Consider the following 25,233-nt stretch of genomic DNA (forward strand, 5'->3'; position numbering starts at 1 on the left):
GGTCCCGCCCGGCGGCGACGGCCCATGCGATCTGTGATTTTCCCGATCCTGCACACCTGCAACCTTGAATACCCATGCCCGGCGCGCGAAGAAGCGGTCAGCAGGGGTGGTGGGTTACGGATATGGCCCGGGTCGACGCGTGCGGTATTCCTTCGGGCCCGGTGGGCCCCGCCTCGAACCGTGGGCCTGCCGGCCGCGGGATCGCCGCATGAGCCGCGCGGCGGATGCGCCCGGCGCCGAGGCAGCGGTGCCGTCCGGTCTTCGCCCCGCATCCGGTCTTCGCCTCGCCTGCACCGCCACGGACCACGTCAGCCTCGCCTATTCGGCGAGCGCGATTCCGGTCATCCAGGAGATCGCGATCGCCAACGCCACGGAGGCCGATCTCGTCGACCTCCGGCTGCGCATCGAGAGCCGGCCACCGGTGGCGGGCCCACTGACGCTGCGCATCGACCGCATGGCCGCGGGTTCGAATTATCGGGTCGAGACCCCGTCCCTGCCCCTCGATGCCGGCCTCCTCGCCGCCTGCACCGAGGTCGGCCGCCTCGCCCTGACGGTGATCCTGGAGGATGCGGAGGGCGAGCGGGGGCGGACGGTCGCCGAGATGCGCCTGCTGCCGCCGGCGCACTGGGGTGGCGCCCCGAGCGCGCCCCACCTCCTCGCCGCCTTCGTCCGACCCGACGATCCGGCCGTCGACGCCGTCCTGCGCACGGCCGCCAGGAAGCTCGGCGCGGCGGGCCGCGCGACCACGCTGGATGGCTACGGGCGCGGCGGCAAGGTCCGGGCCTGGGACCTCGCCGGGGCGATCTGGGCCGCCCTGGCCGACCATCGCCTCGCCTCCGTCCTCCCCCCGGCGCGCTTCGAGCAGGCCGGACAGACGGTGCGCGGTCCGGGCGAGGTGATCGAGGACCGGGTCGGGACCTGCCTCGACCTCTCCCTGCTCTACGCCGCCTGCCTGGAGCAGGCCGGCCTGAACCCGGTACTGGTACTGACCGTCGGCCACGCCTTCGTCGGCGTGTGGCTCCAGGACGAGGGCTTCGCGAGCGCGACGATCGACGACCGGCAGCACCTGCGCAAGCGGCGCGATCTGCAGGACCTGATCCTCGTCGACACGACGCTGCTGACGCAGGATCCACCGACGACCTTCCGGGCCGCGGTCGATCACGGCGCCGGGCTGGTGGAGGACGGCGCTCCGGCGGCCCTCGACATCGCCATCGACATCCGCGGCTGCCGCCGGCGCGGCATCCGCCCCATGGATCTCGGCGGCCGGGGCAGGGAGGCGGCCCCCGGTCCGGTCGAACCGCTGGACCAGCCCCTCTCGGAAGCCCCCGCCTTCGACGAGGCGGAGCGCCCGCGCCTCGACGCGGCGCCCGAGACGCCGGTCGGTCGCCTGGAGCGCTGGAAACGGAAGCTCCTTGACCTGTCGCTGCGCAACAAGCTCCTGAACTTCAAGCCCGGCAAGGGCGCCATCGCCCTCGCGGGCATCGATCCCGGCGCCCTGGAAGACGGCCTGGCGGCCGGGCACGCGTTCCGGCTGACGCCGGTCTCCGACGGGCCGGCCGGGTCCGAAGGCGCCCTGGCCCGGAACGAGATCCCCACCACCGCGACGGAGGCCGATCTCGACGGTCGCCTGCTCGATCTCTATCGCCTCGCCCGCAGCGGGTTCGAGGAGGGCGGGGCCAACATCCTGTTCCTGGCCATCGGGTTCCTGTCCTGGACCCGCAAGGCGGACGAGGCCGCCCACCGGGCGCCGCTGCTGCTGGTCCCGGTCACCCTCCGGCGTGCCAGCGTCCGCGCCGGCTTCCGCCTGGCGCTGCACGACGACGAGGTCCGCATCAACCCGACCCTCCTCGAGATGCTGCGCCAGGACTTCCGGCTGCGGATGCCGGATCTGGAGGGCGACCTGCCCCGCGACGCATCCGGCATCGACGTGGACGCGATCGTCCGGAGCGTCCGCGGCCACACGCGCGACCTGCGCGGCTGGGAGGTGGTGCCCGACATGGTGCTGGCGACCTTCTCCTTCACCAAGCACCTGATGTGGAAGGATCTCGTCGACCAAGGCGACCGCCTCACGCGCAACCCGGTGGTGCGCCACCTCATCGAGACGCCCAAGCACGCCTACGGCGACGGGACGCCCTTCCCCGATCCGTCGCAACTCGATCGGGACCATCCGCCCGAGACGGTCTTCGCACCTCTCTCGGCGGATTCCTCGCAGCTCTCCGCCGTCCTGGCGGCCGCCGGCGGCAAGGACTTCGTCCTGTTCGGGCCGCCCGGCACCGGGAAGAGCCAGACCATCGCCAACATGATCGCCCAGTGCCTGGCGCAGGGACGCACGGTGCTGTTCGTCTCGCAGAAGACGGCCGCCCTCGAGGTGGTGCAGCGGCGCCTGCAGGAGGTCGGTCTCGGCGATTCCTGCCTGGAGGTGCATGCCACCAAGGCCCAGAAATCGGCGGTGCTCGGGCAGTTGCGCCGGGCGTGGCACGCGCGCGCCGCGCCTGCGCAGACAGAATGGCCGGGCGCCACGCGCACCCTCGCGAGCCTGCGCGCCGAGCTGAACGGCCTCGTGCAGGCCCTGCATCGGCGGCGGGAGAACGGGCTCACGGCCTACGAGGCCTTCGGACGCGTGATCGCGGCGGGCCCTGACGCGGAGAGCCTCGTCCTCGCCTGGCCCGACCACCGGGCCCACGAACCGGACACCCTCGCGGCCCTGCGGGCGGCCTGCCGGGACTTGCGCCCCGTCCTGGCCTCGGTGGGTCCCCTGGCCGACCATCCGCTGCAAGGTATCGTCGCCACCGAATGGTCGCCGGTCTGGCGCGACGGCCTGGGCGCGGGGATCGCCGCCGTCATCGAGTCCCTGACGGCCCTGCGCGCGAGCGGACAGGCCTTCGCCGCGGCGATCGGGCTCCCGGCCCTGCCGGCGACCGAGGCGGGGATCCGCGGCCTCCTGGATCTCGGCAGCGCGCTGATCCGTCCCGAGGCCGCCTGCGGAGGCGCCTTCCTGGCGGATGCCGCCGGCGACCTGCGCCGGGCGGTGGTCGCGCGCGACCACTTCCAGGCGACCCGGGCCGCACTCCGCGGCCGGCTCACCGGCGCGTACCGGCCCGGCCTCCTCGACCAGGACCTGCCCGGGCTCCTCGCCGAGTGGGTCGCGGCGCGCGGCGCGAACTTCCTCGTCCGGGGCGGGCGCCTGAGGAAGGTCCTGCTGCAGGTTCAGCCCTATGCGGAGGGCGCATTACCGGAGGATCTCGGGCCGGACCTCGCCGGCCTGATCGAACTCGCCCGGCACGGGCAGGCCGGCCGGCCCGAGGAGGCGGCCCTCGCCCGGCTGGGCCCGCCCTGGAGCGACCCGGAGGGGCCCGCCGCCGACTTCGCGCCGGCCATCGCCTGGGCCGAGACGGTGGCGCGGCTCCTGCCCCGCCTCGGGCCGTCGAGTCTCGGCCCCGAGCGCCTGCGCGACCACGTCGTCCGGCTCGTCACCCATCCGTCCCAGGGCTGGGAGGCGGGTGGCTCCCGTGCGGAGGCCTACGCCGCCTTCGCGCAGGATCACGCCCGGACGCGCGACGCGACGACGGCGTTGGCCCGCCGAGCCGGGCGGGGCGATTCCGAGACGCCGCCGGCCGCGGAGGCGGACTGGATCGGCGCCGGCCTCGCCCGCGCCCGGCGCTGGGCCGCCGGGCTCGGACGCGCCCAGGGCTGGTGTGCCTGGCAGGGCGCGGCCCAAGCGGCGCGCGGCCTCGGCCTCGGCCCCTTGATCGAGGGCCTGGAGGCGGGCCGGATCGACCCCGACGCCGCCGAGGCGGCGTTCGAGATCGCCTATGCCCGCTGGTGGATCGACCGCGTCGTCGGCGACGACCCGGTCCTGCGCGGCTTCCTGCCGGAGCGCCACGAGGACGCGATCGCCCGGTTCCGCGCCGCGGATGCCCGGGTCGGCGACCTCGCCCGGCAGGTCGTCCGCGCCCGCCTGGGGAGCGGTATCCCGGGTCCGACGACCTTCGGGAACGACCCCGAATGGGGCACGCTCTCGCACGAACTGACCAAGAAGCGGGCACAGATGCCCCTGCGCAAGCTGTTCGGCACGATGCCGAACGCCCTCGCGCGGCTCACTCCCTGCGTGATGATGAGCCCGCTGTCGATCGCCCAGTACCTGCCCCCCGATGGGACGCCGTTCGACATCGTCATCTTCGACGAGGCCTCGCAGATCGCCCCCTGGGACGCCATCGGGGCGATGGCGCGAGGCCGGCAGGTGGTCGTCGTCGGCGATCCCGAGCAGCTTCCGCCGACCAGCGTCGGCGACCGCGCCGGCGACGACACCGAGGACGGTGGCGACATCGCGGACCAGGAATCGATCCTCGATGCGTGCCTCGCGGCCAACCTCCCGCGGCGGGCCCTCGACTGGCATTACCGCAGCCGCCACGAGAGCCTGATCGCCTTCTCGAACGCCCGTTACTACGGCGGCCGCCTCATCACGTTTCCCTCGCCGGTGACCCAGGACCGGGCGGTGCGCCTGACCTTCGTGCCGGACGGCGTCTACGAGCGTGGAGCCGGCCGCGTGAACCGGCCCGAGGCCCGCGCCGTCGTCGCCGACATCGTGCGCCGCCTGCGCGATCCGGATTTCGCGCGGGCGCGGCGCTCCCTCGGCATCGTCACCTTCAACGGCGAGCAGCAGCGGCTGATCGAGAACCTGCTCGACGCGCAACGGCGATCCGATCCGGAGCTGGAGCCGTACTTCGATCGCGACCGCTGGCACGAGCCCGTCTTCGTGAAGAACCTCGAGACCGTGCAGGGCGACGAGCGCGACGTCATCCTGTTCTCGGTCGCAGTCGGTCCCGACCCGGGCGGCCGAACGGTGAGCACGGTGTCCTCCCTCAACAAGGAGGGTGGCCATCGCCGCCTGAACGTCGCCATCACGCGGGCCAGGCAGGAGCTCGTGGTCTTCGCCTCGATCCGGCCCGAGCAGATCGACCTCGGCCGCACCCGGACCCGCGGGGTGCGCGACTTCAAGCACTTCCTCGAATTCGCCGACCGCGGGTCGCGGGCGCTCGCCGAGGCCTTCGCACCCACCGGCGGAGAGGTCGAGTCGCCGTTCGAGGCCGCCGTCATGGCGGCGCTGCGGGCCAAGGGCTGGACCGTGCACGCGCAGATCGGCGTCTCGGGCTTCCGGATCGATCTCGGCATCGTCCACCCCGACGCGCCGGGGCGCTACCTCGCCGGCATCGAGTGCGACGGCGCCACCTATCATCGGTCCGCGACGGCCCGCGACCGCGACCGTCTGCGCGAGCATGTGCTGACCGATCTCGGCTGGCGCATCCGGCGGGTCTGGAGCACCGCCTGGTGGAGCGACGCAGCCGGCGCACTCGCGCAGCTCGACCGGCGCCTGCGGGAGGACCTCGAGGCCGACCGCCTCGATGCCGTCGAAGCCACGGCGGAGAGCGATCCGATCGCGGCACCCGTGCCCGACGCCCCGATCCTGACGGACCCTGCGGATTACACGACCGCTGCGGCGACGACGGGTGCTCCGAGCCCGACTCCCGTTCCGGAGGCGGACGACGCGATGCCGGCCCACCGGCTCGACGCCGGGCTTCCCCCCACGCCTGGGCCGCCGCCGATTCCCACGGTGGCGCGCGATCCGACGTACCGTCTCGCGGACCCGGCCGATCTCGGCCTCGTCCCGGAGCCCACGCGCTTCCATGACGCCGCCTACCGCCCGATCCTGGCGGCCCTTGTGGCGCACGTGCTTACCGTGGAGGGGCCGATCTACGAAGACGTGCTGCTCCGGCGCGTGGCCCGCGCCCACGGCCTGCAGCGGGTGGGCCCCCTCATCCGCGAGAGGATCCTCGAACAGGTCCCCGCCTCGGTGGCCCGCAGCGACGATGACGGTCGCGCCGTGCTGTGGCCACCCCACGACGAACCGCGGGCGCGGCATCCCTACCGGGTGGCGCCCGCCGGCCTGCGCAGCCATGCGGAAACGCCGATGCCGGAACTCGTCGGTCTCGCCGAATCGGTGGCGCCGGGCACGTCCGAGGTCGAGCGCGCGCGACTGATGGCCCAGGCGGTCGGTCTGTCGCGAGTGGAGGCGGCGACACGGGTCCGGTTCGCGCGCGCATGCGAACGCGCCGCGGCGGCGGGCGCGCGCCGTGGCGGGCCGTCCGGAACCTGACGGGGCTGCCGCCGCGAACGCCATCGGCCTGGCCTGGCCCGCGCCGTTCACAAAGATCGCGGCTCAGGTCCCTGCAACGGGAGCTCGGGGCCTCGGGCGTGCGCATCCTGCCGAATCGGCGGGCGCGGAGGCGGCCGAACGGGGGCGTCAGCCGGAGCGCCGCCCGACGACCGGAGGAATCACCCCGGACCCTGCGCCAGGATCACGACATCGCGCCAGCACACGCTCGAAACGCGACTCCATCAATGTTCGACCTCCGTCCACCTGTCCCGGCGACAGATTGTGGGCGTGGATCAAACCTCTTGCCGCTCCGATGTCCCGTGGTTTATGTCGCATCGCAACAAAAGGACCCTGCCGCGATCCGAAAGCAGGTTCCTTTCTGCAATGAAGCAACAGCCGAATTGAGCCTAACCTGCGATCCTATATTTATCTAACTCCGCTTTATGACCCCGAGACAACCGTTAATTGTCGCGCGAACAGCAATGCCGAAGGGTGAGCAACGCCGGTCGCCGCGGAGAAAACGTCGATTGTCCGGCTCGCGAATAATTGGCTTGGTTTCTGCTTCATTAGGAGAGATAGACGTGCACCGGATCGAAATAGGACGGATTTGTCCCGTTTCGCTTCAGCGCCACGGGCTGATGGGAATCAATGTCTGCTTATCCTGAGGGCACTGTCACGATGGACACCACTTCTGCTCGGAAGGGCCTTCCCGTCGGCACCACCACGACCGCGCTGACCCCATCCCGTCCCGGCCTCGCCCGTCCCAGCCTGGCGGCCCTCCGCCCCGCCCTGGACCAGACCCTGGCCGCCCTGGCCCTGTTCCTGGTCGCCCCGCTCCTGGTCCTGGTCGNGCCTCGCCCGTCCCAGCCTGGCGGCCCTCCGCCCCGCCCTGGACCAGACCCTGGCCGCCCTGGCCCTGTTCCTGGTCGCCCCGCTCCTGGTCCTGGTCGCCCTCCTGGTGCGCCTCGACAGCAAGGGCCCGGTCCTGTTCCGCCAGACCCGCACCGGCAAGGACGGGCACCCGTTCCAGATCTACAAGTTCCGCACCATGCGCGTGCTGGATGACGGGGCGGTCGTGCACCAGGCCACCCGGGGCGACGCCCGGGTGACCCGCGTCGGCGCCCTGCTGCGCCGGACCAGCATCGACGAGCTGCCCCAGCTCCTCAACGTGCTGCAGGGCGACATGGCCCTGGTCGGCCCGCGCCCCCATGCCCTGGCCCACGACCTCTACTACGGCGCCGAGATCCCGACCTACCGCCACCGCTTCGCCGTCAAGCCCGGCATNCATGGCCCTGGTCGGCCCGCGCCCCCATGCCCTGGCCCACGACCTCTACTACGGCGCCGAGATCCCGACCTACCGCCACCGCTTCGCCGTCAAGCCCGGCATYACCGGCTGGGCCCAGATCAACGGTTCGCGSGGGCCCACCCCCACCCTGGCCGACATGCAGCGCCGCGCCGCCCTCGACCTCTGGTACATTGAGAACCAGAGCCTGCGCCTCGACCTCCAGATCCTCCTGCGCACCGTCCTCGCCGAAATCACCCGCCGCACCAACGCCTTCTGAAGCTCACTTCCTCTGCCCGTAGTCTAGCGCGATAAATCTTCGTGCTCGCCCGATACCGATCCCTCGCTTCATCCAACGAGCGTGCCGGCCCGTCCCGGGGGTAGGACAGAGCGAAGATCCAGAGATCCGATCTGGCGACCTACGAGGTGAGCGGATTGAAGTGATGAAAGATGCGATGTCGGTCCATCTCCAGGATTCCATGATCCCGCCGGATCGACCAGACGATCAACCCTTGATTCAAGAATTCGCACGCGACGCGTAACGCCTCCTCTTCGCCTCGTATGGCGAGATAGACATGCGACACAACATCCTCCTCGGATAAGCCTGCTTTGACCGATTCGCTCCAATGGACGGTCCAGGACATCGCCTACTCCTGAAACAAGCCCAATTCTCCAGCTGAACGTTCAAGCGGGGGGATCGGCGAAACGTCGACGGTGGCGTTGCTTCAACAGCCAGTCGGCATCACGCAGCACCGGCACGCGCGCAATGAAGGCGCCAATCGCCGGTGGGTCCCGGACAGCGTTCTTTTCCATGAACCCGTCCGAATCTGCCGTCGAAGAGCAATGCATCTGAAGACTGCTCGCTGAGCTGCCCCGCACGCGGGCTTCCATTGTCTCTTTCATCCCAACAAATCTTCGCAAAGAGTGGCATCTTCGATGCCCACGAATGGGAACGGATTCACTTGGAAGGACTTGTTCGCTGGATGCGCAACGGGCGCGTCGACGGAAGATGGAACTCATGACGAAACTTGCGATCGCTCTGGCCGCCAGCACTCTGCTCGGCGCCATCGGACTGACGTCTGCGTCGGCCGCTCCCGTGATGCCAACGCCTGCCCTTGCCGTCGCCGGTGATCAAGTGGTCGACCAGGTCGCTTATCGCCGTCACCACCGCGGCATGCGCTATCACCGTCATCACCGCCGCATGCACCGCATGCCGCGATCGCGGATGATGAGCGATCCGAATTCCCGCAATCCGTCGCAGCCCGGCTATCAGCAGCAGAAGGGCAACACCTCAGGCGGCCCGCGCTACTGATCATCGGCGTCGGTCACAGCAGTCCGGTTGATCGTAGGGCCGACGTGCAGAGCACGTCGGCCCTTTTCACATTCCCCAGCGCTGGCGCTTTTTTGCTTCTCCCCAGGCGAGACGCATCCTCGCGCTGATTCTCCGACGGCCGCTCTGCTATGCTGAGCCCATGTCACAGCGCATCGCCCGCTCCGTTGCCAAGTCCGGTTCCGCTCCCTCGGATTACGCGACCAGTACGGCCGTCCTCGAGACGGCTGGCGCCACCCCGATGATGGCGCAGTATATCGAGATCAAGGCCGCTAACACCGATTGCCTTCTGTTTTATCGGATGGGCGATTTCTACGAACTGTTCTTCGAGGATGCGGAAATCGCATCCCGCGCCTTGGGGATCGTGCTCACCAAACGGGGGAAGCACGGCGGGACCGACATCCCCATGTGCGGCGTGCCGGTGGATCGCGCCGACGACTACCTCAGCCGCCTCATCGCGCTCGGCCATCGTGTTGCGGTCTGTGCGCAGACGGAAGATCCAGCCGAAGCGAAGAAGCGGGGTCCAAAATCCGTCGTCCGGCGCGAAGTGGTCCGACTTGTCACGCCCGGGACCATCACCGAAGATCACCTCCTCGATCCGGCTCGTGCGAATATCCTGCTCGCGATCGCCCGTCGTAAGGCGGGGGAAACGGCCTCCGTCTATGGTCTTGCAGCCGTGGACATCTCGACGGGGCGCTTCTCCCTGAGCGAGGTGCCGTCCGGCGAACTCGACTCCGCGATCGCCCGGCACGATCCGCGCGAGATCGTGCTGTCGGAAACCATTCACGCCGATCCGGCGCTCGCCCGGTTGTGGCGCGAATGCTCGGCCCCCGTAACGCCGTTGGCCCAGGCTGAACTCGAACTCTCCGCGGCAGAACGGCGGCTCAAGGCGCAATTCGGGGTTTCGACTCTGGAGGGCTTCGGCCAGTTCGGGCGGGCCGAGATCGCCGCCGCAGGGGCGGCACTGCTTTACATCGAGCGTACACAGGTCGGTGCGCGTCCGACCCTGTCACCGCCGACTCGAGAGAGTTCCGCCGCGACCCTCTCCATCGATGCATCCACCCGTGCCAATCTCGAACTGACCCGAACCCTATCCGGTGAGCGTAAGGGAAGCCTGCTGGACGCCATCGACCGGACTGTCTCCGCGGGTGGGGCCCGCCTCCTTGCGGAGCACCTCGCCGGCCCCCTGACTGATCTCGAGGCGATCCGGCACCGCCACGCAGCTGTGGAGTTCCTGGTCGATGATGCGCCTACCCGCGCCGCCTTCCGCGACAGCCTCGCAAGAGCGCCGGATCTCGCCCGAGCCCTCTCGCGTCTTGCCTTAGGACGGGGCGGCCCACGTGACCTCGCGGCTCTCCGTGATGGTCTCGACGCGGCGCAGGATCTCGCCGATCGATGTGGGAGCCTTGTGCGCCTGCCGGAGGATCTCTTGGCGGTCGCGACCTGCCTTGCTGCCGTGGACCGCGCCCTGGTGTCGGAACTTCGTGCGGCGCTGGCCGACGACCTCCCCCTGAAGCGTCAAGATGGGGGGTTCGTACGCCCCGGCTACGATTCGGAGATCGACGAAAGCCGACTGCTCGGCCAGGATTCACGAAAGGTCATCGCTGCCCTGCAGGCGCGTTACGCCGAGGAGACTGGCTGTCGTACCCTTCGGATCAAACACAACAACATGCTCGGCTACTACATCGAGGTGCCGCAGGGGGTGGGCGAGGCCTGCCTCAAAGGTGTGATGCGCGAGACCTTCATCCATCGCCAGACCATGGTCGATGCGATGCGCTTCACCAGTATCGAACTCGGCCAGCTCGAAAGCCGGATCTCGGGTGCATCCGACCGGGCCCTGGCCTTGGAAAACGCCGTGTTCGATGCCCTCGCCGGACGAGTCCTGACGCAGGCAACCGCTATTGCTGAAGTGGCCGAGGCCCTCGCGCGGCTCGATGTGGCCGCGTCGCACGCCGAACTCGCGGTCGAGCGCGACTGGCGCCGCCCTCTTGTCGATGAAAGCTACGCCTTCGTGGTGAAAGGAGGACGCCATCCCGTGGTGGAGGCGGCGCTCCACCGCTCCGGGGCTCCCTTCATCGCCAACGATTGCGATCTGTCGGGGGAGGGGCGCGGGCGCATCCGCCTGGTGACGGGTCCCAATATGGGCGGCAAGTCGACTTTCCTGCGTCAGAACGCGCTGATTGCCGTCCTGGCGCAGATCGGCGCGTTCGTGCCGGCGGCGCGCGTTCGCCTCGGCGTCGTCGATCGGCTGTTCTCCCGCGTTGGTGCCGCTGACGACCTCGCCCGAGGGCAATCGACCTTCATGGTCGAGATGGTCGAGACCGCTGCGATCCTGAATCAGGCGACCCGTCGCTCCCTCGTGATCTTGGACGAGATCGGTCGCGGCACCGCGACCTTCGATGGCCTCTCCATCGCCTGGGCCTGCCTTGAGCACCTGCACGAGCAGAATGGCGGTCGCGCCCTGTTCGCGACCCACTTCCACGAGCTTACCGCCCTTGGACAGCGCCTTTCCCACCTCGACAACGCGACTCTCCGGGTGGCCGAGCACAAGGGCGAAGTCGTCTTCCTGCATGAAGTGGTGCCGGGCGTGGCCGAGCGCTCCTACGGGTTGCAGGTGGCACGGCTGGCAGGCCTTCCGGCCGGCGTGATCGCCCGCGCGGGTTCGATCCTGAAGCATCTCGAGAAAGCCGAGCGCGACCGACCCTCAAGGCCCCGCATCGACGACTTGCCGCTCTTTGCCAATCTGGCGCCGCCGCCGATGCCGGAGCCGGTCTCCGAAGCGCCCGACGACACCCTGCGCCTCGCTCTCGAAGCCATCGATCCGGACGCGCTAACGCCACGCGAGGCCCTGGAGGCCCTGTACAGGCTCAAAGCTGTGGTCAGCCAGGGCCATTGAGGACGTCTCGGATGGTCTCAGGTGCCGACGACTGGGCCCACGGGCGGGGCCTGATCGTTGACACCTTGGACCCGATAGGACGTCGACAGGGTCACCCCCGCAGGGTGAGGCGGCCTCCATTCATACTGAACTCGTTCAAGCGCTTCAGAAAGGACATGCCGAGGAGGCTGGTGGACAGGCGCCCGCGAGGCATGACCATGCCGTTGACCCCTTGAACGGTGATGGTGCCGATCCGTATTTCAGGAATACGCACCGGCGCCGCCAGGATGGTACCGTTGGCAGTCTGGACCGGTACGCGGAATTCGTGTTCGCCGACCCGCAAGCCCGCGCGCTCTGCATCCTCGTAAGTGAAGGCGCAGGCTGTTGCACCGGTATCGACCAACATGCGTAGACGCTTCCCGTCGATCACCGCATCGGTCGAGAAGTGTCCTTGCGCATCGGAGAAGAGCGTCAGGGTGCTCGGGCCGCCTCGCACCGATGCGCCCATGGCGCGCTCGCCCAGCGGCGTGGCAATGATGGCAGTCTCCGGGGCCAGCGGACGTTGGAATCGCTCTGCTAGCCCGACGGCCCACATTGCGGCGGCTGCCGTCACTCCGAGCGCCCATACGATCGGTCGTGTCATAGCATCCATTCCTTCCTCGATGCGGAAGAATAGATCCGCCAGGGTGAACGAGCTGTCGGTTTGGGGCGGGAATCTTCTCGTGATTCGCTGTGACCAAGGCTTATGGTTTCAGAGTCGCTGACGGGATCGATTGATGAGATCGCGCTGCGGCACCGCAATTGCTGGCCCTGGAGGTCGGCAACCTCGGATAGAAAGGTGTCCTACCCAACGTTAGCAAGTTGCTCGGCGCAGGCCGCCTGCTGGGCCGCGAAGTTCAAACACGCCTACTCTAGTGTCGCGGCGATGGCGGGGCTTAATTGGGGTGAACGCGTCGCTTGGGCTGATGCTGCCGAACTGCACACCGATGAAGCCTGGAGCCAAACCTTCGAAACGTGGAATCGGGGCGCGGCCGAGACCTTCCCCGCGATGGAGCGCGTCGCTGCCCGCACGACGGGTGCCCGGGTACTATCGTTCTCCCCGGGCGGGATTGTCAGCGTGAGGAAGCCTGCTGGCTCCGTCTGCGGTCAAGCGAACCACACCCCTCAAAGGCTCGGGTGCACGGCTTGACGCAGGTGGCGCAGACTGAAGGGGACGCGGCCAGCCATACGCATTACCCTCTCATTGATTTCATCGATATCAATTATTGAAATCATCTGTTTGAATGATGGTGCGGTGCAAATACATTGCGATCACCGGACGAGGCATGGACCTCCGGTGAAAAGAAGGACACCTGTCATGACCAGCCGTATCTTGATTCTCGCGACCCTCGCAACGGCCAGCCTTGCCAATACTGCGATGGCGGACGACCGTACATTCCTTATGCCGCCGCTGTATCGCGAGCAGGTCCGCGCAACGGCCACCGTGCGTCCCGCTTCCGAGTTGACGACGACGCCTTCCCTGACCCCACGCGTGCCTGCCACCCGGCGGGTCATTGCCGAGACCGCTGACGTGTCCGTTCGTTAAGACGACCGCCCCGTGCGTCAGGGCAGTATCTCTCCGATCCGCGCTCCAGTGGGACGTTTCCCATTGGAGCGTTTTCGTCAATGCCTCGTGGCCGAAAGCGAAAGATCTCTCAAATTATCCGATCTATAGATTCGATTAGTAAGATAGCGCGTTCGTGTCTCGGGCCGGGCTCGCCTAGTTGCACGCCGAGATATCGTCAGCCAGGCTTCGGTCCACGATGCGGATCCGGGTCGGATGGATCGCCTTGGGGCGATCGGCTCGCGCTGAAATGACCGCGTCCGGACGACGCCTCGGTTGCGCCGCGCGTTACTTGCGGGTATAGGCCGCGCCAGCGCCCGCCAGACACCCTTGGAGGCACGGGCGCTTCGGGGATCGGGGCATGGCCGTCCGTTTCGGGCGGCCTTTCGCGTTTTCCCGAGATTTTCATTTTCAAAAGGATCACGCCATGAGCGCAGTCAAGACGCTTGAGGCCGTGGCACGCGACCGGGTCGGCAAGGGGGCCGCCCGGGCCGTTCGTCGCCAGGGTCAAGTTCCCGCCGTCATCTATGGTGGCGGTCAGGCTCCGCAGTCCATCGCCGTCGACCTGGTCCGCGTCCGCACGCTGATCTACGCTGGTGGCTTCAAGACCACCCTGTTCGAGATCAATGCGGGCGGCAAGAAGACTCGCGCAATCCCGCGCGACTTCCACCTGGATCCGGTGTCCGGCGTGCCGATCCACGTCGATTTTCTGCGCGTCGTTGCCGGCCAGTCGATCACGGTTGAGGTCCCGGTCCACTTCCTGAACGAGGACGCGGCCCCCGGCATCAAGCAGAAGGGCGGCACGCTCAACGTCGTGCTTCACACGCTTGCGCTCGAGGTTGCGCCCGACGCGATCCCGGATGCCATCGAGATCGATCTAACCGGCCGTGATATCGGTGATGCCATCCACATCACCGACGTGAAGCTGCCGTCCGGCGCCACCTTCACCGGTGAGCCCGACGCCACCGTCGCCAACATCGTGCCGCCGACCGTGCTTGGCGCCGAGGTCGAGGCCGAAGAGGCCGCGATCGCTGAGGCGCAGTCCGCCGAGGCCGCCGAGGAGAAGGCCGAAGAAGAGGCCACCGAGGAGGCCGGCGAGGACGAGAAGAAGGAGGATTGAGCCTGGGGCGCAAGCCCTGTCTCACCCCATCCCTGCGGGTGCCCCGGCCATCAGGCCGGGGCATCTCCGTTTCCGGGGACGCCCGCGGCGTTCCGATGCGAAAACCTGTCTGGATCGATTCGCGCAATGCGCCTGATCGTCGGCCTCGGCAATCCCGGCCCACGCTACGCCAGGAACCGCCACAATATCGGCTTCCTCGCCGTGGACGAGATCGCGCGCGTGCACCGCGCCGGACCGTGGCGCCATAAGTTCCAGGGGGAGATCGCCGAAGTGGCCCTCGGGTCCGAGCGGGCGATCCTGCTGAAGCCGCAGACCTTCATGAACGAATCCGGGCGTGCCGTGCAGGAAGCGCAGCGCTTCTACAAGATCGCCCTCTCCGACGTCATCGTCTTGCACGACGAACTGGATCTCGCCCCGGCCAAGCTGCGGGTGAAGACGGGGGGGGGCAATGCCGGCCACAATGGGCTGCGCTCGATCACGGCGCAATGCGGCAACGATTACCGCCGGGTCCGCCTCGGTATCGGACATCCAGGGGACAAGGCCCTGGTGCACGCCTACGTGCTGAACAACTTCGGCAAGGCGGAGGAGGCCTGGGTCGACGACCTCCGCCGGGCCATCGCCGACCATGCGCCCCTGCTGGCCGGTGGCGAGGATGCGAGCTTTCAGAACAAGGTCCACCTCGCCATGGCGGGGCGCGGCTGGGACGACGTCAAACAGGTCAACGCGCGCGATTGACCGCAGCGGTGACATCGGATTTCACGCGGGCAGCTTTTCAGCGGACCCGCGAACGGACAGGTGACCCATGGGCTTCAAATGCGGCATCGTCGGCCTGCCGAACGTCGGCAAGTCGACCCTTTTCAATGCGCTGACGCAGACGGCGGCGGCGCAGGCGGCGAACTATCCCTTCTGCACGATCGAGCCGAATGTCGGCGAGGTGGCGGTGCCGGATCCGCGTCTCGACGATCTCGCCAGGATCGCAGCCTCGAAGGAAATCATTCCGACCCGGCTCACGTTCGTGGATATCGCCGGCCTCGTGCGCGGCGCCTCGAAGGGCGAAGGCCTGGGGAACCAGTTCCTCGCCAACATCCGCGAGGTCGATGCCATCGCGCATGTGGTTCGCTGCTTCACCGACGGTGACGTGACGCATGTCGAGGGCAAGGTCGACCCAGCGGCCGACATCGAGACGATCGAGACCGAGCTGATGCTCGCCGACCTCGACAGCCTTGAGAAGCGCATCATCGCCCTCGAGAAGAAGGCCAAGGGCGCCGACAAGGAGGCCAAGGAGACCCTCGATCTCGTCCAGCGTGCCCTGCCGCTGCTGCGCGAAGGCAAGCCTGCGCGCCTTGTGCAGCGTAAGCCCGAGGAGGAGCACCTGTTCCAGAGCCTCGGCTTAATGACGGCGAAACCCGTCCTCTATGTCTGCAACGTCGATGAAGGCGATGCCGACAAGGGCAACGCCTACTCGGATGCCGTGATGGCCCGCGCCAAGGCGGAAGACGCCAAGGCGGTCGTGGTCTCCGCCAAGATCGAGAGCGAGATCGCCGTGATGCCGCTCGGCGACCAGGGCGATTTCCTGGAGGCTGTCGGTCTCGCCGAGCCCGGCCTGAACCGTGTCATCCGCGCCGGCTACGAGCTCCTTGGCCTCATCACCTACTTCACGGTGGGGCCCAAGGAAGCGCGCGCCTGGACCATCGAAAAGGGCACCCGGGCTCCCGCCGCCGCCGGCGTGATCCATACGGACTTCGAGAAGGGCTTCATCCGCGCCGAGGCTATCGCCTTCCACGACTATACGAGCTTGAAGGGTGAGGCCGGCGCCAAGGAAGCCGGCAAGTTCCGCCTCGAAGGCAAGGAATACGTGGTGCAGGACGGCGACGTGCTGCATTTCCGCTTCGCCAACTGATCTGACACGAGCGAGGGCGGCCTCGCTCCCGCATCGGCGGGCCGTCCCTCGGCCCGTCGAGTTCCAGCGCCTGAAAGGATCCGCATGACCGGCATCACCTTCGAGGACTTCACGCCCGGTACGGTGATCGAGGGTGGTCCGCTGACGGTGACGCAAGCCGAGATCATTGCCTTCGCTCAGGAATTCGACCCGCAACCGTTCCACCTCGACCCGGAGGCCGCCAAGGAAACCTTCGTCGGTCAGCTGATCGGCTCCGGCTGGCAGACCGCCGGCTTCGGGATGCGTCTCCTGCAGAAGCATGTCTTCCGCGGCGCTACCTCGATGGGCTCGCCCGGGATCAACGAGCTGCGCTGGCTCCGGCCGGTGCTGCCGGGCGACTGCCTGAGCATCTCGGTCCGGGTCGACACCTGCCGGGCCTCGAACTCGAAGCCGGACCGCGGCTTCGTCGGTTTCGCGATGACCGTCCTGAACGGGGATGGCGAGCGCGTGATGACACAGATCTTCACGGTGATGTTTCCGCGGCGCGGCGTGGCCCCCTTGCCGCCGCGGGCCGCATCGCCTGCGGACGCTGTGCCGTCCGCAGAGCCCGACGATGCCGAACAGCTCCACTTCCTCGAAGCGACACCCATCGGTGCCGTGCGGGATCTCGGCGGCCACCACTTCACGCCGGAGGCGGTCATGGCCTTCGCGCAAGCCTACGACCCGCAGGCGTTCCACCTCGACCCGGAGGCCGCCCAGCACACCCATTTCGGCGCGCTCTGCGCCTCCGGTTGGCATACCGCTGCCGCTTGGATGAAACGTCTCCACATCACCCGCGGCCGCGACATCGCCCATACGGCGAAGACCGGTCCGGTCCCGCAACTTGGTCCCTCACCGGGCTTTCGCGACATGCGCTGGCTGGCGCCGGTCTATGCCGGCGACACGATCCGATACAGCTGTACCCTGATCGACAAGCGCGAGACCGCGTCGCGCCCCGGCTGGGGCCTCGCCTCCCACCAGAACACTGGTGTGAACCAGCGCGGCGAGAAAGTCTTCGCCTTCACTGGCTCTGTGTTCTGGCAATGGGCATCCGACGCCTGAGGCGTCAGGCGGCCTTGCGCCGTTCCGGGTAAAGGCCGAGAAGCCCCTCGGCATCGGCCGCGGCGACGCCGCGCTCCGTGATGAGACCGGTGACGAGGCGTGCCGGCGTCACGTCGAAGGCGGGGTTCGCCACAGGGCTTCCCGGCGAGACGACTTCGACGGTGGCGAAGCCGCCATCGGCCAGACGCCCGGTGAGATGCGTGACCTCGCGTCCGTCGCGCTCCTCGATGGGGATCTCGCGCACGCCGTCGTCCAGGGTCCAATCGATCGTCGAGAAGGGCAGGGCGGCGTAGAACGGCACCTGGTTGTCGCTGGCGGCCAGCGCCTTCAGGTAGGTGCCGATCTTGTTGCAGACGTCACCCGAGGCCGTGGTACGATCCGAGCCGACGATGCAGACGTCGACGGCACCGTGCTGCATGAGGTGGCCGCCGGCATTGTCGGCGATGACGGTGTGCGGGACGCCGTGGGCGTTGAGCTCGAACGCCGTCAGGGCCGCGCCCTGGTTCCGAGGGCGGGTCTCGTCCACAAAAACGTGGACCGGCACGCCGGCATCGTGCGCCACGTAGATGGGTGCCAGGGCCGTTCCCCAATCCACCGTCGCGAGCCAGCCGGCGTTGCAGTGGGTCAGCACGTTGATGGTGCGATTCTTTTGACGGTGCAGGTCGCTCAGGATCTGTGCACCATGGACGCCGATGGCGTGGCAGCTCTCCACGTCCTCCTCGGCGATACGGCCGGCCTCCGCGTAGGCGAAGGCTGCGCGCTCGACCGCCGGCACCGTGCGAAGCTTGGCGGCGACACGGTCGAGGGCCCAGCGCAGGTTGATCGCGGTCGGCCGCGTGGCGGCGAGGATCGCCACGGCCCGGTCGAGCCCGGCTTCGGAGGCATCCGCGCGCAGGCCGAGCGCGAGCCCATAGGCGGCCGTGACACCGATCAGCGGGGCGCCGCGCACGACCATGGTGCGGATCGCCACCGCGGCCTCGTCCAGGGTGGACAGCGTCTTCAGCTCGAAGGCGAAGGGCAGGCGGGTCTGGTCGATCACTGCCACGGAGGCGCCGTCCTCTGCGGGGAAGATGGTGCGGTAGGGCTTGCCGTCGATCTTCATGGGGGGATCCGGATGCTGGCGGTTTCGAGGCCGAGAAGCCTCGTCGTTGGACGGCGTTTACGTCAGAATGCGGTCGGGGGGCCAGCTTGCGGCCCGATCTGTCGAGACCGCAAAATTCTCAGAACCGCAGCGGCCGCACCCGCTTCACCTGTGGGATCGCGGCGATGCTAGCCAGAACGTCCTTCGAGACCGGCGCATCGACGGCGCAGAAACAGATGGCATTGCCGCCCATCCCATCGCGTCCGAGGGCGAACGTCGCCACGTTGACGCCGGCTGCGCCGAGCGCGCTGCCGAAGCGTCCGATGAAGCCCGGCTGGTCGTGATTGCGCACGTACAGCATGTGCTCTGCGAAGGCGGAATCGATCGGAATGGAGCGGATCTCGATCATGCGCGGCTTGCCGTCGTGGAAGACCGTGCCGGCGGCATCGCGGGGCATGTCCTCGGCCTCGACGGTGATGCGGATCACCGATCCGAAATCGGGTGCCCCGCCGGCGCGGGTGACCTCCTCGACCCGGATGCCGCGCTCGCGCGCCACCGCCGGGGCGGAGATCATGTTGATGCCCGACAGGACGGGGCGGAGCACGCCGGTGACGGCGGCCGCCGTGAGTGCGCGGGTGTTCATCGCCGCCACCGCGCCTTCATACGTCACCCGGATGCCATGGATCGGCGCGTCGGTGAGCTGGCCTAGGAACGAGCCGAGGTTCTCGGCCAGCTCCACGAAGGGTCTCAGGCGCGGCGCCTCGTCGGCCGAGATCGACGGCGTGTTGACGGCGTTCACGACGGCGCCCTGCAGGAGGTAGTCCGCCATCTGCTCCGCGATCTGCAAGGCGACGTTCTCCTGCGCCTCCTTCGTCGCGGCGCCGAGATGGGGCGTGCAGACCACGTTCGGATGCCCGAAGAGCGGGTTCTCGTAAGCCGGCTCGGTCGCGAACACGTCGAAGGCGGCGCCCCCGACCCGGCCGGACTCGAGGGCAGCGCGCAGTGCGACCTCGTCGACCAGGCCACCGCGGGCACAGTTGATGATGCGGACGCCCGGCTTCGTCCGCGCCAGTGCGTCGGCCGAGAGGATGTTCCGGGTCCGCTCGGTCAGGGGGACGTGCAGGCTGATCAGTTCGGCCCGCATGAGAAGCGCGTCGAGTTCGCGCTTCTCGACGCCGATCTCGGCGGCGCGCTCCGGCGTGAGGTAGGGATCGTAGGCGATCACCTTGAGCTTGAGACCGATCGCCCGGTCGGCGACGACGGCGCCGATGTTGCCGCAGCCGATGATCCCCAGGGTCTTGCCCGTCAGCTCCGTGCCCATGAAGCGGGCCTTCTCCCAGCGGCCGGCCTGAGTCGAGGCGTCGGCCTGCGGGATCTGCCGGGCGAGGGCGAACATCATCGCGATGGCGTGCTCGGCGGTGGTGATCGCGTTGCCGAAGGGGGTGTTCATCACGATGACGCCGCGGGCGGTGGCCGCCGCCACGTCGACGTTGTCGACCCCGATTCCGGCGCGACCGACCACCTTCAGACGGTCGGCCCGCGCCAGCAGCTTGGCCGTGACCCTGGTGGTGGAGCGGATCGCGAGACCGTCATAGGCACCGATCAGGGCGGCGCAGGCGTCGCGATCCCGGCCGAGCTCGGGCCGGAAGTCGACGTCGAGGCCGCGGTCGCGCAGGCGCTGCACGGCGGCTTCGGAGAGGGCGTCGGAGATGAGCACCTTGGGCGCGGGCATGGCGGTGTCCGGCTCGGGCGGGGGAAAACCGACGCGCGACGGGGCCGGACAGCGGCTCCGTCGCGCGCACGGTATACGACGCGGGTGACGTCGAGGTCGCGCGGGCGTCAGGCGGCCCGGGCGAGCTTCGCCTTCTCAGACGCGAAGGCCCAGTCGAGCCACGGGGTCAGGGCCTCGAGGTCCGCGGACTCGACCGTGCCGCCGCACCAGATCCTGAGGCCGGCCGGAGCATCCCGGTAGGCGCCGATGTCGAAGGCGATGCCCTCGCGGTCCAGGGTGTCGGCGATGCCCTTGGCGACCGCACCGACGACGGCGTCGCCCATGGCGAGGATGTCCGGGTCGGTGAGGACGAGGCAGATCCCGGTGTTGCTGTAGGTGCCGGGATCGGCGGCGAGGTGGCCGATCCAGGGCGTCCGCGCCACCCAGTCGTGGATGACCCGGGCGTTGGCGTCGGCCCGGGCGTGCAGCGCCGGCAGGCCGCCGATGCGCGCGGCCCATTTCAGGGTGTCGAGGTAATCCTCGACCGCCAGCATCGAGGGCGTGTTGATGGTGTCGCCCTTGAAGATGCCCTCGATCAGCTTGCCGTCCTTGGCCAGGCGGAAGACCTTCGGGACTGGCCAGGCCGGGACGTTCGATTCGATGCGGGCGACGGCGCGGGGCGAGAGCACGATCATGCCGTGCGCGGCCTCGCCGCCCATGACCTTCTGCCAGGAGAAGGTGACGACATCGAGCTTGGCCCAGTCCAGTGGCATCGCGAAGGCCGCCGAGGTGGCGTCGCAGATGGTGACGCCCTCGCGGTCGGCGGCGATCCAGTCGCCGTTGGGCACGCGGACGCCGGCGGCGGTGCCGTTCCAGGTGAAGATGACGTCGTTGCGTCGGGTGTCGACGGCCGACAGGTCGGGCAGGACGCCGTAATCGCCGACATGCACCCGCGGCGCGATCTTCAGTTCCTTCAGGGCGTCGGTGACCCATTCGAGGCCGAAGGCCTCCCAGGCGACGACCTCGACGGTCTTCGGGCCCAGCATCGACCACATCGCCATCTCGACGGCGCCGGTGTCGGAGGCCGGCACGATGCCGATCCGGTAATCGGCCGGCACCTGCAGGACGCTGCGGGTGAGGTCGATGGCCTCCTTGAGCTTGGCCTTGCCGATGGCCGAGCGGTGCGAGCGGCCCAGCGGCGCGTCGGCCAGGGCCTCCAGGCTCCAGCCCGGACGCTTGGTGCAGGGGCCGGAGGAGAAATTCGGCACGCGGGGGCGCGTGGCGGGTCGGTTGGTCACGTGCGTCATCCTTCCAGATGAGAGCTCCTCGTTGGGGAGGAGTGGCCCGCCGACGCCAATGGACCCGCGCCGCACGGGACGCAAGCGGTCGTCCGCCCGGCCGGGATCGGACCGCACGCGAGCCGGGGCGAAACGGGTCTCCCGATGACGGCGCGGGTCACGTGTCGCGGAGATAGGCCCAGAGCGCGTCGGCGGCGTGGTTGCGGCACTCCGGCGAGCGGAACAGCCGGATCTCGATGGGCACGTCGAAGGGTTCGGGCCCGGCCCGGACGAGCTGGCCGCGGGCCTGGTCCTCGGCCGCCACGGTCTGCGGGAGCCAGGCGACGCCGTGGCCCTCGCGCGCCATGGTCGTCAGCGTGGCGGCGAGATGCGAGGTGAAGCGGGTCGCGAGGTGGTGGGCTTCGCTCTTCCGGCAGCTGGCGAGGATGCGCCCGAGGCCCGAGGGCTGGGAGTAGGCGAGGTAGGGGATGGGGTCGGCGGGCGTGCCGGGCAGCGCCCAGAGGCCCGTGCCGTCCGGAGCGGGTGCGCAAAGCGGGACCAGCCGGTCGTGCCCGACCCGCACGCTCTCGAAGCGATCGGACTCGAAGCGCGTCGGCGCATCCGCGTGGAAGTGGCAGAGCAGGAAGTGCACCTCGCCCGACAGCATGATCTGCTCGCAGGCTTCCATGCTGTCCGAGACGAGGTTCAGGGTCCCGAGCATCCGGGACTGCATGACCTGCCGGACCCAGCCCGGGAAGAACGTGAAGGACAGGGCGTGCGTCGCCGCGATCGACAGCGTCGCGGTGTCCTGGGCGCCGACCCCCTGCGCCTCCCGCCGCGCCCGCTCGAGGCTCCGCAGCAGGTCCTGGGCCGCCGGCTGGAAGTGGAGTCCGGCCGGCGTCAGCGTCGCCCCCTGCGCCCCGCGCAGGAACAGGGGCGTACCGACCCAGTCCTCCAGGGCCCGGATGCGGCGGCTGAAGGCCGGCTGCGTCACGCTCCGCGCCTCGGCCGCGCGCGAGAACGTCTTCTGCTCGGCCAGCGCGAGGAAGTCCTTCAGCCAGTCCAGGTCCATCCGCCCGTCCGATGCCGTCCCTGCATAGCGCGAACCGAACATGGCATTGGCCGAGCGCAGCTGTCCAGGCGTAAGCACAACGCCAAGCCCCACAAGAGGGATCACCGAGGAAACTGCCCAGAACGTGGCAGATGGGAGGAAACAGAGCATGAAGTCATGGCTCGGCAGGCTCTATGTTCAGGTCTTCATTGCGATCGTCTTGGGTGGTGTTGTCGGCGTCTTGCTGCCGGAGGTCGCCGTGACGCTCCAGCCACTGGCCGACGGCTTCATCAAGCTGATCAAGATGCTGCTCGCGCCGGTCATCTTCGGCACCATCGTCGTCGGCATCGCCAAGATGGGCAACATGAAGGAGGTCGGGCGCATCGGCGTGCGGGCGCTCGTCTACTTCGAGGTCGTCTCGACGCTCGCCCTCGTCATCGGCCTCGTCGTGGTCAACCTGATGCAGCCGGGCGTGGGCATGAACATCGACGCCAGCCACATCGACGGCAGCGCCATCGCCGCCTACGCCAAGCGGGCCGAGGCGCAGCCGGGCTTCGTCGGCTTCCTGATGGACATCATCCCCACCACCATCGTGGATGCCTTCGCCAAGGGCGCCATGTTGCAGATCATCCTGATCTCGCTGCTACTCGGCCTCGCCCTGGTCCAGGCCGGCGAGCGCGGCAAGCCGGTGGTCGCCGTCATCGACAGCCTGCTCGACGCGCTGTTCCGCGTCGTCGCCATGGTGATGCGGCTGGCCCCCATCGGGGCCGGGGCGGGGGTCGCCTTCACCATCGGCAAGTACGGGTTCGGCACCGTCTGGTCGCTCGCCTACCTGATGCTCGGCGTCTACGCCACGTCGATCCTGTTCGTGGTGCTGGTGCTCGGCTCGGTCTGCGCCTGGACCGGGTTCTCCCTCGCCAAGGTGCTGAGCTACTTCAAGGACGAGATCCTCATCACCTTCGGGACCTGCTCCACCGAGGCCGTCATGCCGCGCATGATGGCCAAGCTGGAACGGCTGGGCTGCGAGAAATCCGTCGTCGGCCTGGTGCTGCCCACGGGCTACACCTTCAACGCGGACGGCACCTGCATCTACCTGACCATGGCGGCGATCTTCGTGGCGCAGGCCACCAACACGCCGCTGGGCCTCGGCGACCAGCTCGTCGTCCTCGGGGTGCTGCTCCTGACCTCGAAAGGCTCCGCGGGCGTGGCCGGGGCCGGGTTCGTCACCCTCGCCGCCACCCTGTCGAGCCTCCACACCGTCCCGGTCGCCGGCCTCGTGCTCCTGCTCGGCGTCGACCGCTTCATGAACGAGGCGCGGGCGGTCACCAACCTCATCGGCAACGCGGTGGCCACCATCGCGATCGCCCAGTGGGAGGGCGCCTTCGATCGCGGCAGGGCCGAGGAGGCCTACCGCAACCGGGCCGCCATCGCCGCCGCCGACGTCGTTCCGGCCGAGACCCGGCCGGGAGCCGATCGGGCATTGCCCGCCGCGCTCGCCTCCTGAGGCCGCGCCCCCGTCACCCCACCCATTTCCCTCCGCCCAGTGAACCCAGGAGAATCCCCATGCGCATCGTCGACGTCTGCGAGGTCACCAAGCCGATCGCCTCGCCCATCCGCAACGCCTACATCGACTTCTCGAAGATGACCGCCAGCCTCGTCGCCGTCGTCACCGACGTCGAGCGCGACGGCCGCCGGGTGGTGGGCTACGGCTTCAACTCGAACGGCCGCTACGGCCAGGGCGGCCTCATCCGCGAGCGCTTCCGCAACCGCCTCCTGGAAGCCGACCCCAAGAGCGTGCTGAACGCGGCCGGCGACAACCTCGACCCGCACAAGCTCTGGGCGGCGATGATGACCAACGAGAAGCCCGGCGGCCACGGCGAGCGCTCGGTGGCGGTGGGCACCCTCGACATGGCGATCTGGGACGCGACCGCCAAGATCGCCGGCAAGCCGCTGTTCCGGATGCTCGCCGAGCAGAAGGGCATCGAGGCCGACCCGCGCGTCTTCGTCTACGCGGCGGGCGGCTACTACTATCCGGGCAAGGACGACACCCAGCTGCGCGCCGAGATGCGCAGCTACCTCGACCGCGGCTACACCGTGGTGAAGATGAAGATCGGCGGCGTTCCGATCGCGGAGGACCAGCGCCGCATCGAGGCGGTGCTCGCGGAGATCGGCTCGGCCGCGCAGCTCGCCGTCGACGTCAACGGGCGCTTCGACCTCGAGACCGCCATCGCCTACGCCAAGATGCTCCGCCAGTACCCGCTGTTCTGGTACGAGGAGATCGGCGATCCCCTCGACTACGCCCTGCAAGCGGCGATGTCGGAGTTCTATCCGGGTCCGATGGCCACGGGCGAGAACCTGTTCTCGCATCAGGACGCCCGCAACCTCCTGCGCTACGGCGGCATGCGCCCGGACCGCGACTGGCTGCAGTTCGACTGCGCCCTGTCCTACGGCCTGGTGGAGTACCTGCGCACCCTCGACGTGCTGGAGCAGTTCGGCTGGTCGCCGAAGCGCTGCATCCCGCATGGTGGGCACCAGATGTCACTGAACATCGCGGCGGGCCTCGGCCTCGGCGGAAACGAGAGCTATCCGGACCTGTTCCAGCCCTATGGCGGCTTCCCGGACGGGGTGCGGGTCGAGGCCGGGCACATCATCATGCCCGAGCTTCCCGGCATCGGCTTCGAGGGCAAGTCGGACCTCATCGCGGTGATGCGCGACCTCGCCGCCTGAAACGGTCTCGTGGGCCGTGCGGGACGGCGGTGTCCCGCGCGG

At 68.8% G+C, this 25,233-nt stretch carries 18 protein-coding genes and 1 pseudogene; 12 read left to right on the forward strand and 7 right to left on the reverse strand.

Annotated elements, in window-relative coordinates; all coding sequences use genetic code 11:
• Nucleotides 1–208 precede the first annotated feature (208 nt).
• From ASG51_RS00070 to ASG51_RS24720, 3 genes and pseudogenes are all read left to right on the forward strand, one after another.
• Nucleotides 209–6,154: a DUF3320 domain-containing protein gene (locus ASG51_RS00070; protein ID WP_082513802.1), complete on the forward strand. Its 5,946-nt coding sequence runs from the start codon at nucleotides 209–211 to the stop codon at nucleotides 6,152–6,154.
• 851 nt (nucleotides 6,155–7,005) lie between these two features.
• Nucleotides 7,006–7,438: pseudogene (locus ASG51_RS23760) on the forward strand (sugar transferase); the annotation flags it as partial.
• Nucleotides 7,439–7,440: 2 nt separating this feature from the next.
• The gene (locus ASG51_RS24720) at nucleotides 7,441–7,716 is read left to right on the forward strand and encodes a sugar transferase (protein ID WP_277996188.1); all 276 of its coding nucleotides are present in this window, start codon (nucleotides 7,441–7,443) and stop codon (nucleotides 7,714–7,716) included.
• A gap of 139 nt (nucleotides 7,717–7,855) precedes the next feature.
• Here ASG51_RS24720 and ASG51_RS23770 read toward each other — a convergent pair whose 3' ends face one another.
• Nucleotides 7,856–8,080 (reverse strand): hypothetical protein, encoded by a 225-nt coding sequence (locus ASG51_RS23770; protein ID WP_056210836.1) that lies wholly within the window; start codon nucleotides 8,078–8,080, stop codon nucleotides 7,856–7,858.
• A gap of 40 nt (nucleotides 8,081–8,120) precedes the next feature.
• Complete coding sequence (locus ASG51_RS25290; protein ID WP_274534703.1) at nucleotides 8,121–8,249, reverse strand: hypothetical protein; 129 nt, start codon at nucleotides 8,247–8,249, stop codon at nucleotides 8,121–8,123.
• A 205-nt stretch (nucleotides 8,250–8,454) separates the two neighbouring features.
• Between ASG51_RS25290 and ASG51_RS00080 the strand changes: the two genes are divergently transcribed.
• Together ASG51_RS00080 and mutS are read left to right on the forward strand one after the other, a co-directional pair.
• Nucleotides 8,455–8,748: a hypothetical protein gene (locus ASG51_RS00080; RefSeq protein ID WP_056211411.1), complete on the forward strand. Its 294-nt coding sequence runs from the start codon at nucleotides 8,455–8,457 to the stop codon at nucleotides 8,746–8,748.
• 259 nt (nucleotides 8,749–9,007) lie between these two features.
• Complete coding sequence (mutS, locus tag ASG51_RS00085; protein WP_244480041.1) at nucleotides 9,008–11,662, forward strand: DNA mismatch repair protein MutS; 2,655 nt, start codon at nucleotides 9,008–9,010, stop codon at nucleotides 11,660–11,662.
• A gap of 91 nt (nucleotides 11,663–11,753) precedes the next feature.
• Here the strand turns inward: mutS and ASG51_RS00090 are convergent, their stop codons facing one another.
• Nucleotides 11,754–12,284 (reverse strand): TIGR02281 family clan AA aspartic protease, encoded by a 531-nt coding sequence (locus ASG51_RS00090; protein WP_056211415.1) that lies wholly within the window; start codon nucleotides 12,282–12,284, stop codon nucleotides 11,754–11,756.
• 714 nt (nucleotides 12,285–12,998) lie between these two features.
• Between ASG51_RS00090 and ASG51_RS00095 the strand changes: the two genes are divergently transcribed.
• The 5 genes from ASG51_RS00095 to ASG51_RS00115 all read left to right on the forward strand — a co-directional run bounded on the left by ASG51_RS00095 (nucleotide 12,999) and on the right by ASG51_RS00115 (nucleotide 17,344).
• The gene (locus ASG51_RS00095; protein ID WP_056378321.1) at nucleotides 12,999–13,226 is read left to right on the forward strand and encodes a hypothetical protein; all 228 of its coding nucleotides are present in this window, start codon (nucleotides 12,999–13,001) and stop codon (nucleotides 13,224–13,226) included.
• A gap of 445 nt (nucleotides 13,227–13,671) precedes the next feature.
• Entirely contained in the window at nucleotides 13,672–14,364 is a 693-nt protein-coding gene (locus ASG51_RS00100; protein WP_056210838.1) for a 50S ribosomal protein L25/general stress protein Ctc, read from the forward strand.
• Between the two features lie 126 nt (nucleotides 14,365–14,490).
• Complete coding sequence (gene pth, locus ASG51_RS00105; RefSeq protein WP_056378323.1) at nucleotides 14,491–15,099, forward strand: aminoacyl-tRNA hydrolase; 609 nt, start codon at nucleotides 14,491–14,493, stop codon at nucleotides 15,097–15,099.
• Between the two features lie 67 nt (nucleotides 15,100–15,166).
• Nucleotides 15,167–16,264 (forward strand): redox-regulated ATPase YchF, encoded by a 1,098-nt coding sequence (gene ychF / locus ASG51_RS00110; protein WP_056378324.1) that lies wholly within the window; start codon nucleotides 15,167–15,169, stop codon nucleotides 16,262–16,264.
• Nucleotides 16,265–16,348: 84 nt separating this feature from the next.
• Entirely contained in the window at nucleotides 16,349–17,344 is a 996-nt protein-coding gene (locus ASG51_RS00115; protein ID WP_056378326.1) for a MaoC family dehydratase, read from the forward strand.
• A 4-nt stretch (nucleotides 17,345–17,348) separates the two neighbouring features.
• On the opposite strand, the gene mtnA is transcribed toward ASG51_RS00115, so the two are convergent.
• The 4 genes from mtnA to ASG51_RS00135 form a co-directional block, all read right to left on the reverse strand.
• Nucleotides 17,349–18,446, reverse strand: coding sequence for an S-methyl-5-thioribose-1-phosphate isomerase (mtnA, locus tag ASG51_RS00120; RefSeq protein WP_056378329.1), 1,098 nt, complete (start codon nucleotides 18,444–18,446; stop codon nucleotides 17,349–17,351).
• Between the two features lie 118 nt (nucleotides 18,447–18,564).
• A complete protein-coding gene (gene serA, locus ASG51_RS00125) occupies nucleotides 18,565–20,157 on the reverse strand; it encodes a phosphoglycerate dehydrogenase (RefSeq protein ID WP_056378331.1) in 1,593 nt (530 codons plus the stop codon).
• Nucleotides 20,158–20,264: 107 nt separating this feature from the next.
• A complete protein-coding gene (locus ASG51_RS00130) occupies nucleotides 20,265–21,434 on the reverse strand; it encodes a phosphoserine transaminase (RefSeq protein ID WP_244472745.1) in 1,170 nt (389 codons plus the stop codon).
• Between the two features lie 157 nt (nucleotides 21,435–21,591).
• Nucleotides 21,592–22,485 carry a LysR substrate-binding domain-containing protein gene (locus tag ASG51_RS00135; protein ID WP_056378333.1) on the reverse strand — a complete coding sequence of 298 codons (894 nt, stop codon included), beginning with the start codon at nucleotides 22,483–22,485 and terminating at the stop codon, nucleotides 21,592–21,594.
• A gap of 148 nt (nucleotides 22,486–22,633) precedes the next feature.
• Here ASG51_RS00135 and dctA point away from each other — a divergent pair, with 148 nt between their 5' ends.
• Both dctA and ASG51_RS00145 read left to right on the forward strand, forming a co-directional pair.
• Nucleotides 22,634–23,968 carry a C4-dicarboxylate transporter DctA gene (gene dctA, locus ASG51_RS00140; RefSeq protein WP_056353569.1) on the forward strand — a complete coding sequence of 445 codons (1,335 nt, stop codon included), beginning with the start codon at nucleotides 22,634–22,636 and terminating at the stop codon, nucleotides 23,966–23,968.
• Nucleotides 23,969–24,027: 59 nt separating this feature from the next.
• Entirely contained in the window at nucleotides 24,028–25,191 is a 1,164-nt protein-coding gene (locus ASG51_RS00145) for a mandelate racemase/muconate lactonizing enzyme family protein (protein WP_056378335.1), read from the forward strand.
• Nucleotides 25,192–25,233: the final 42 nt, after the last annotated feature.

This window comes from Methylobacterium sp. Leaf465, assembly GCF_001424705.1.
Classification (GTDB): Bacteria; Pseudomonadota; Alphaproteobacteria; order Rhizobiales; family Beijerinckiaceae; genus Methylobacterium.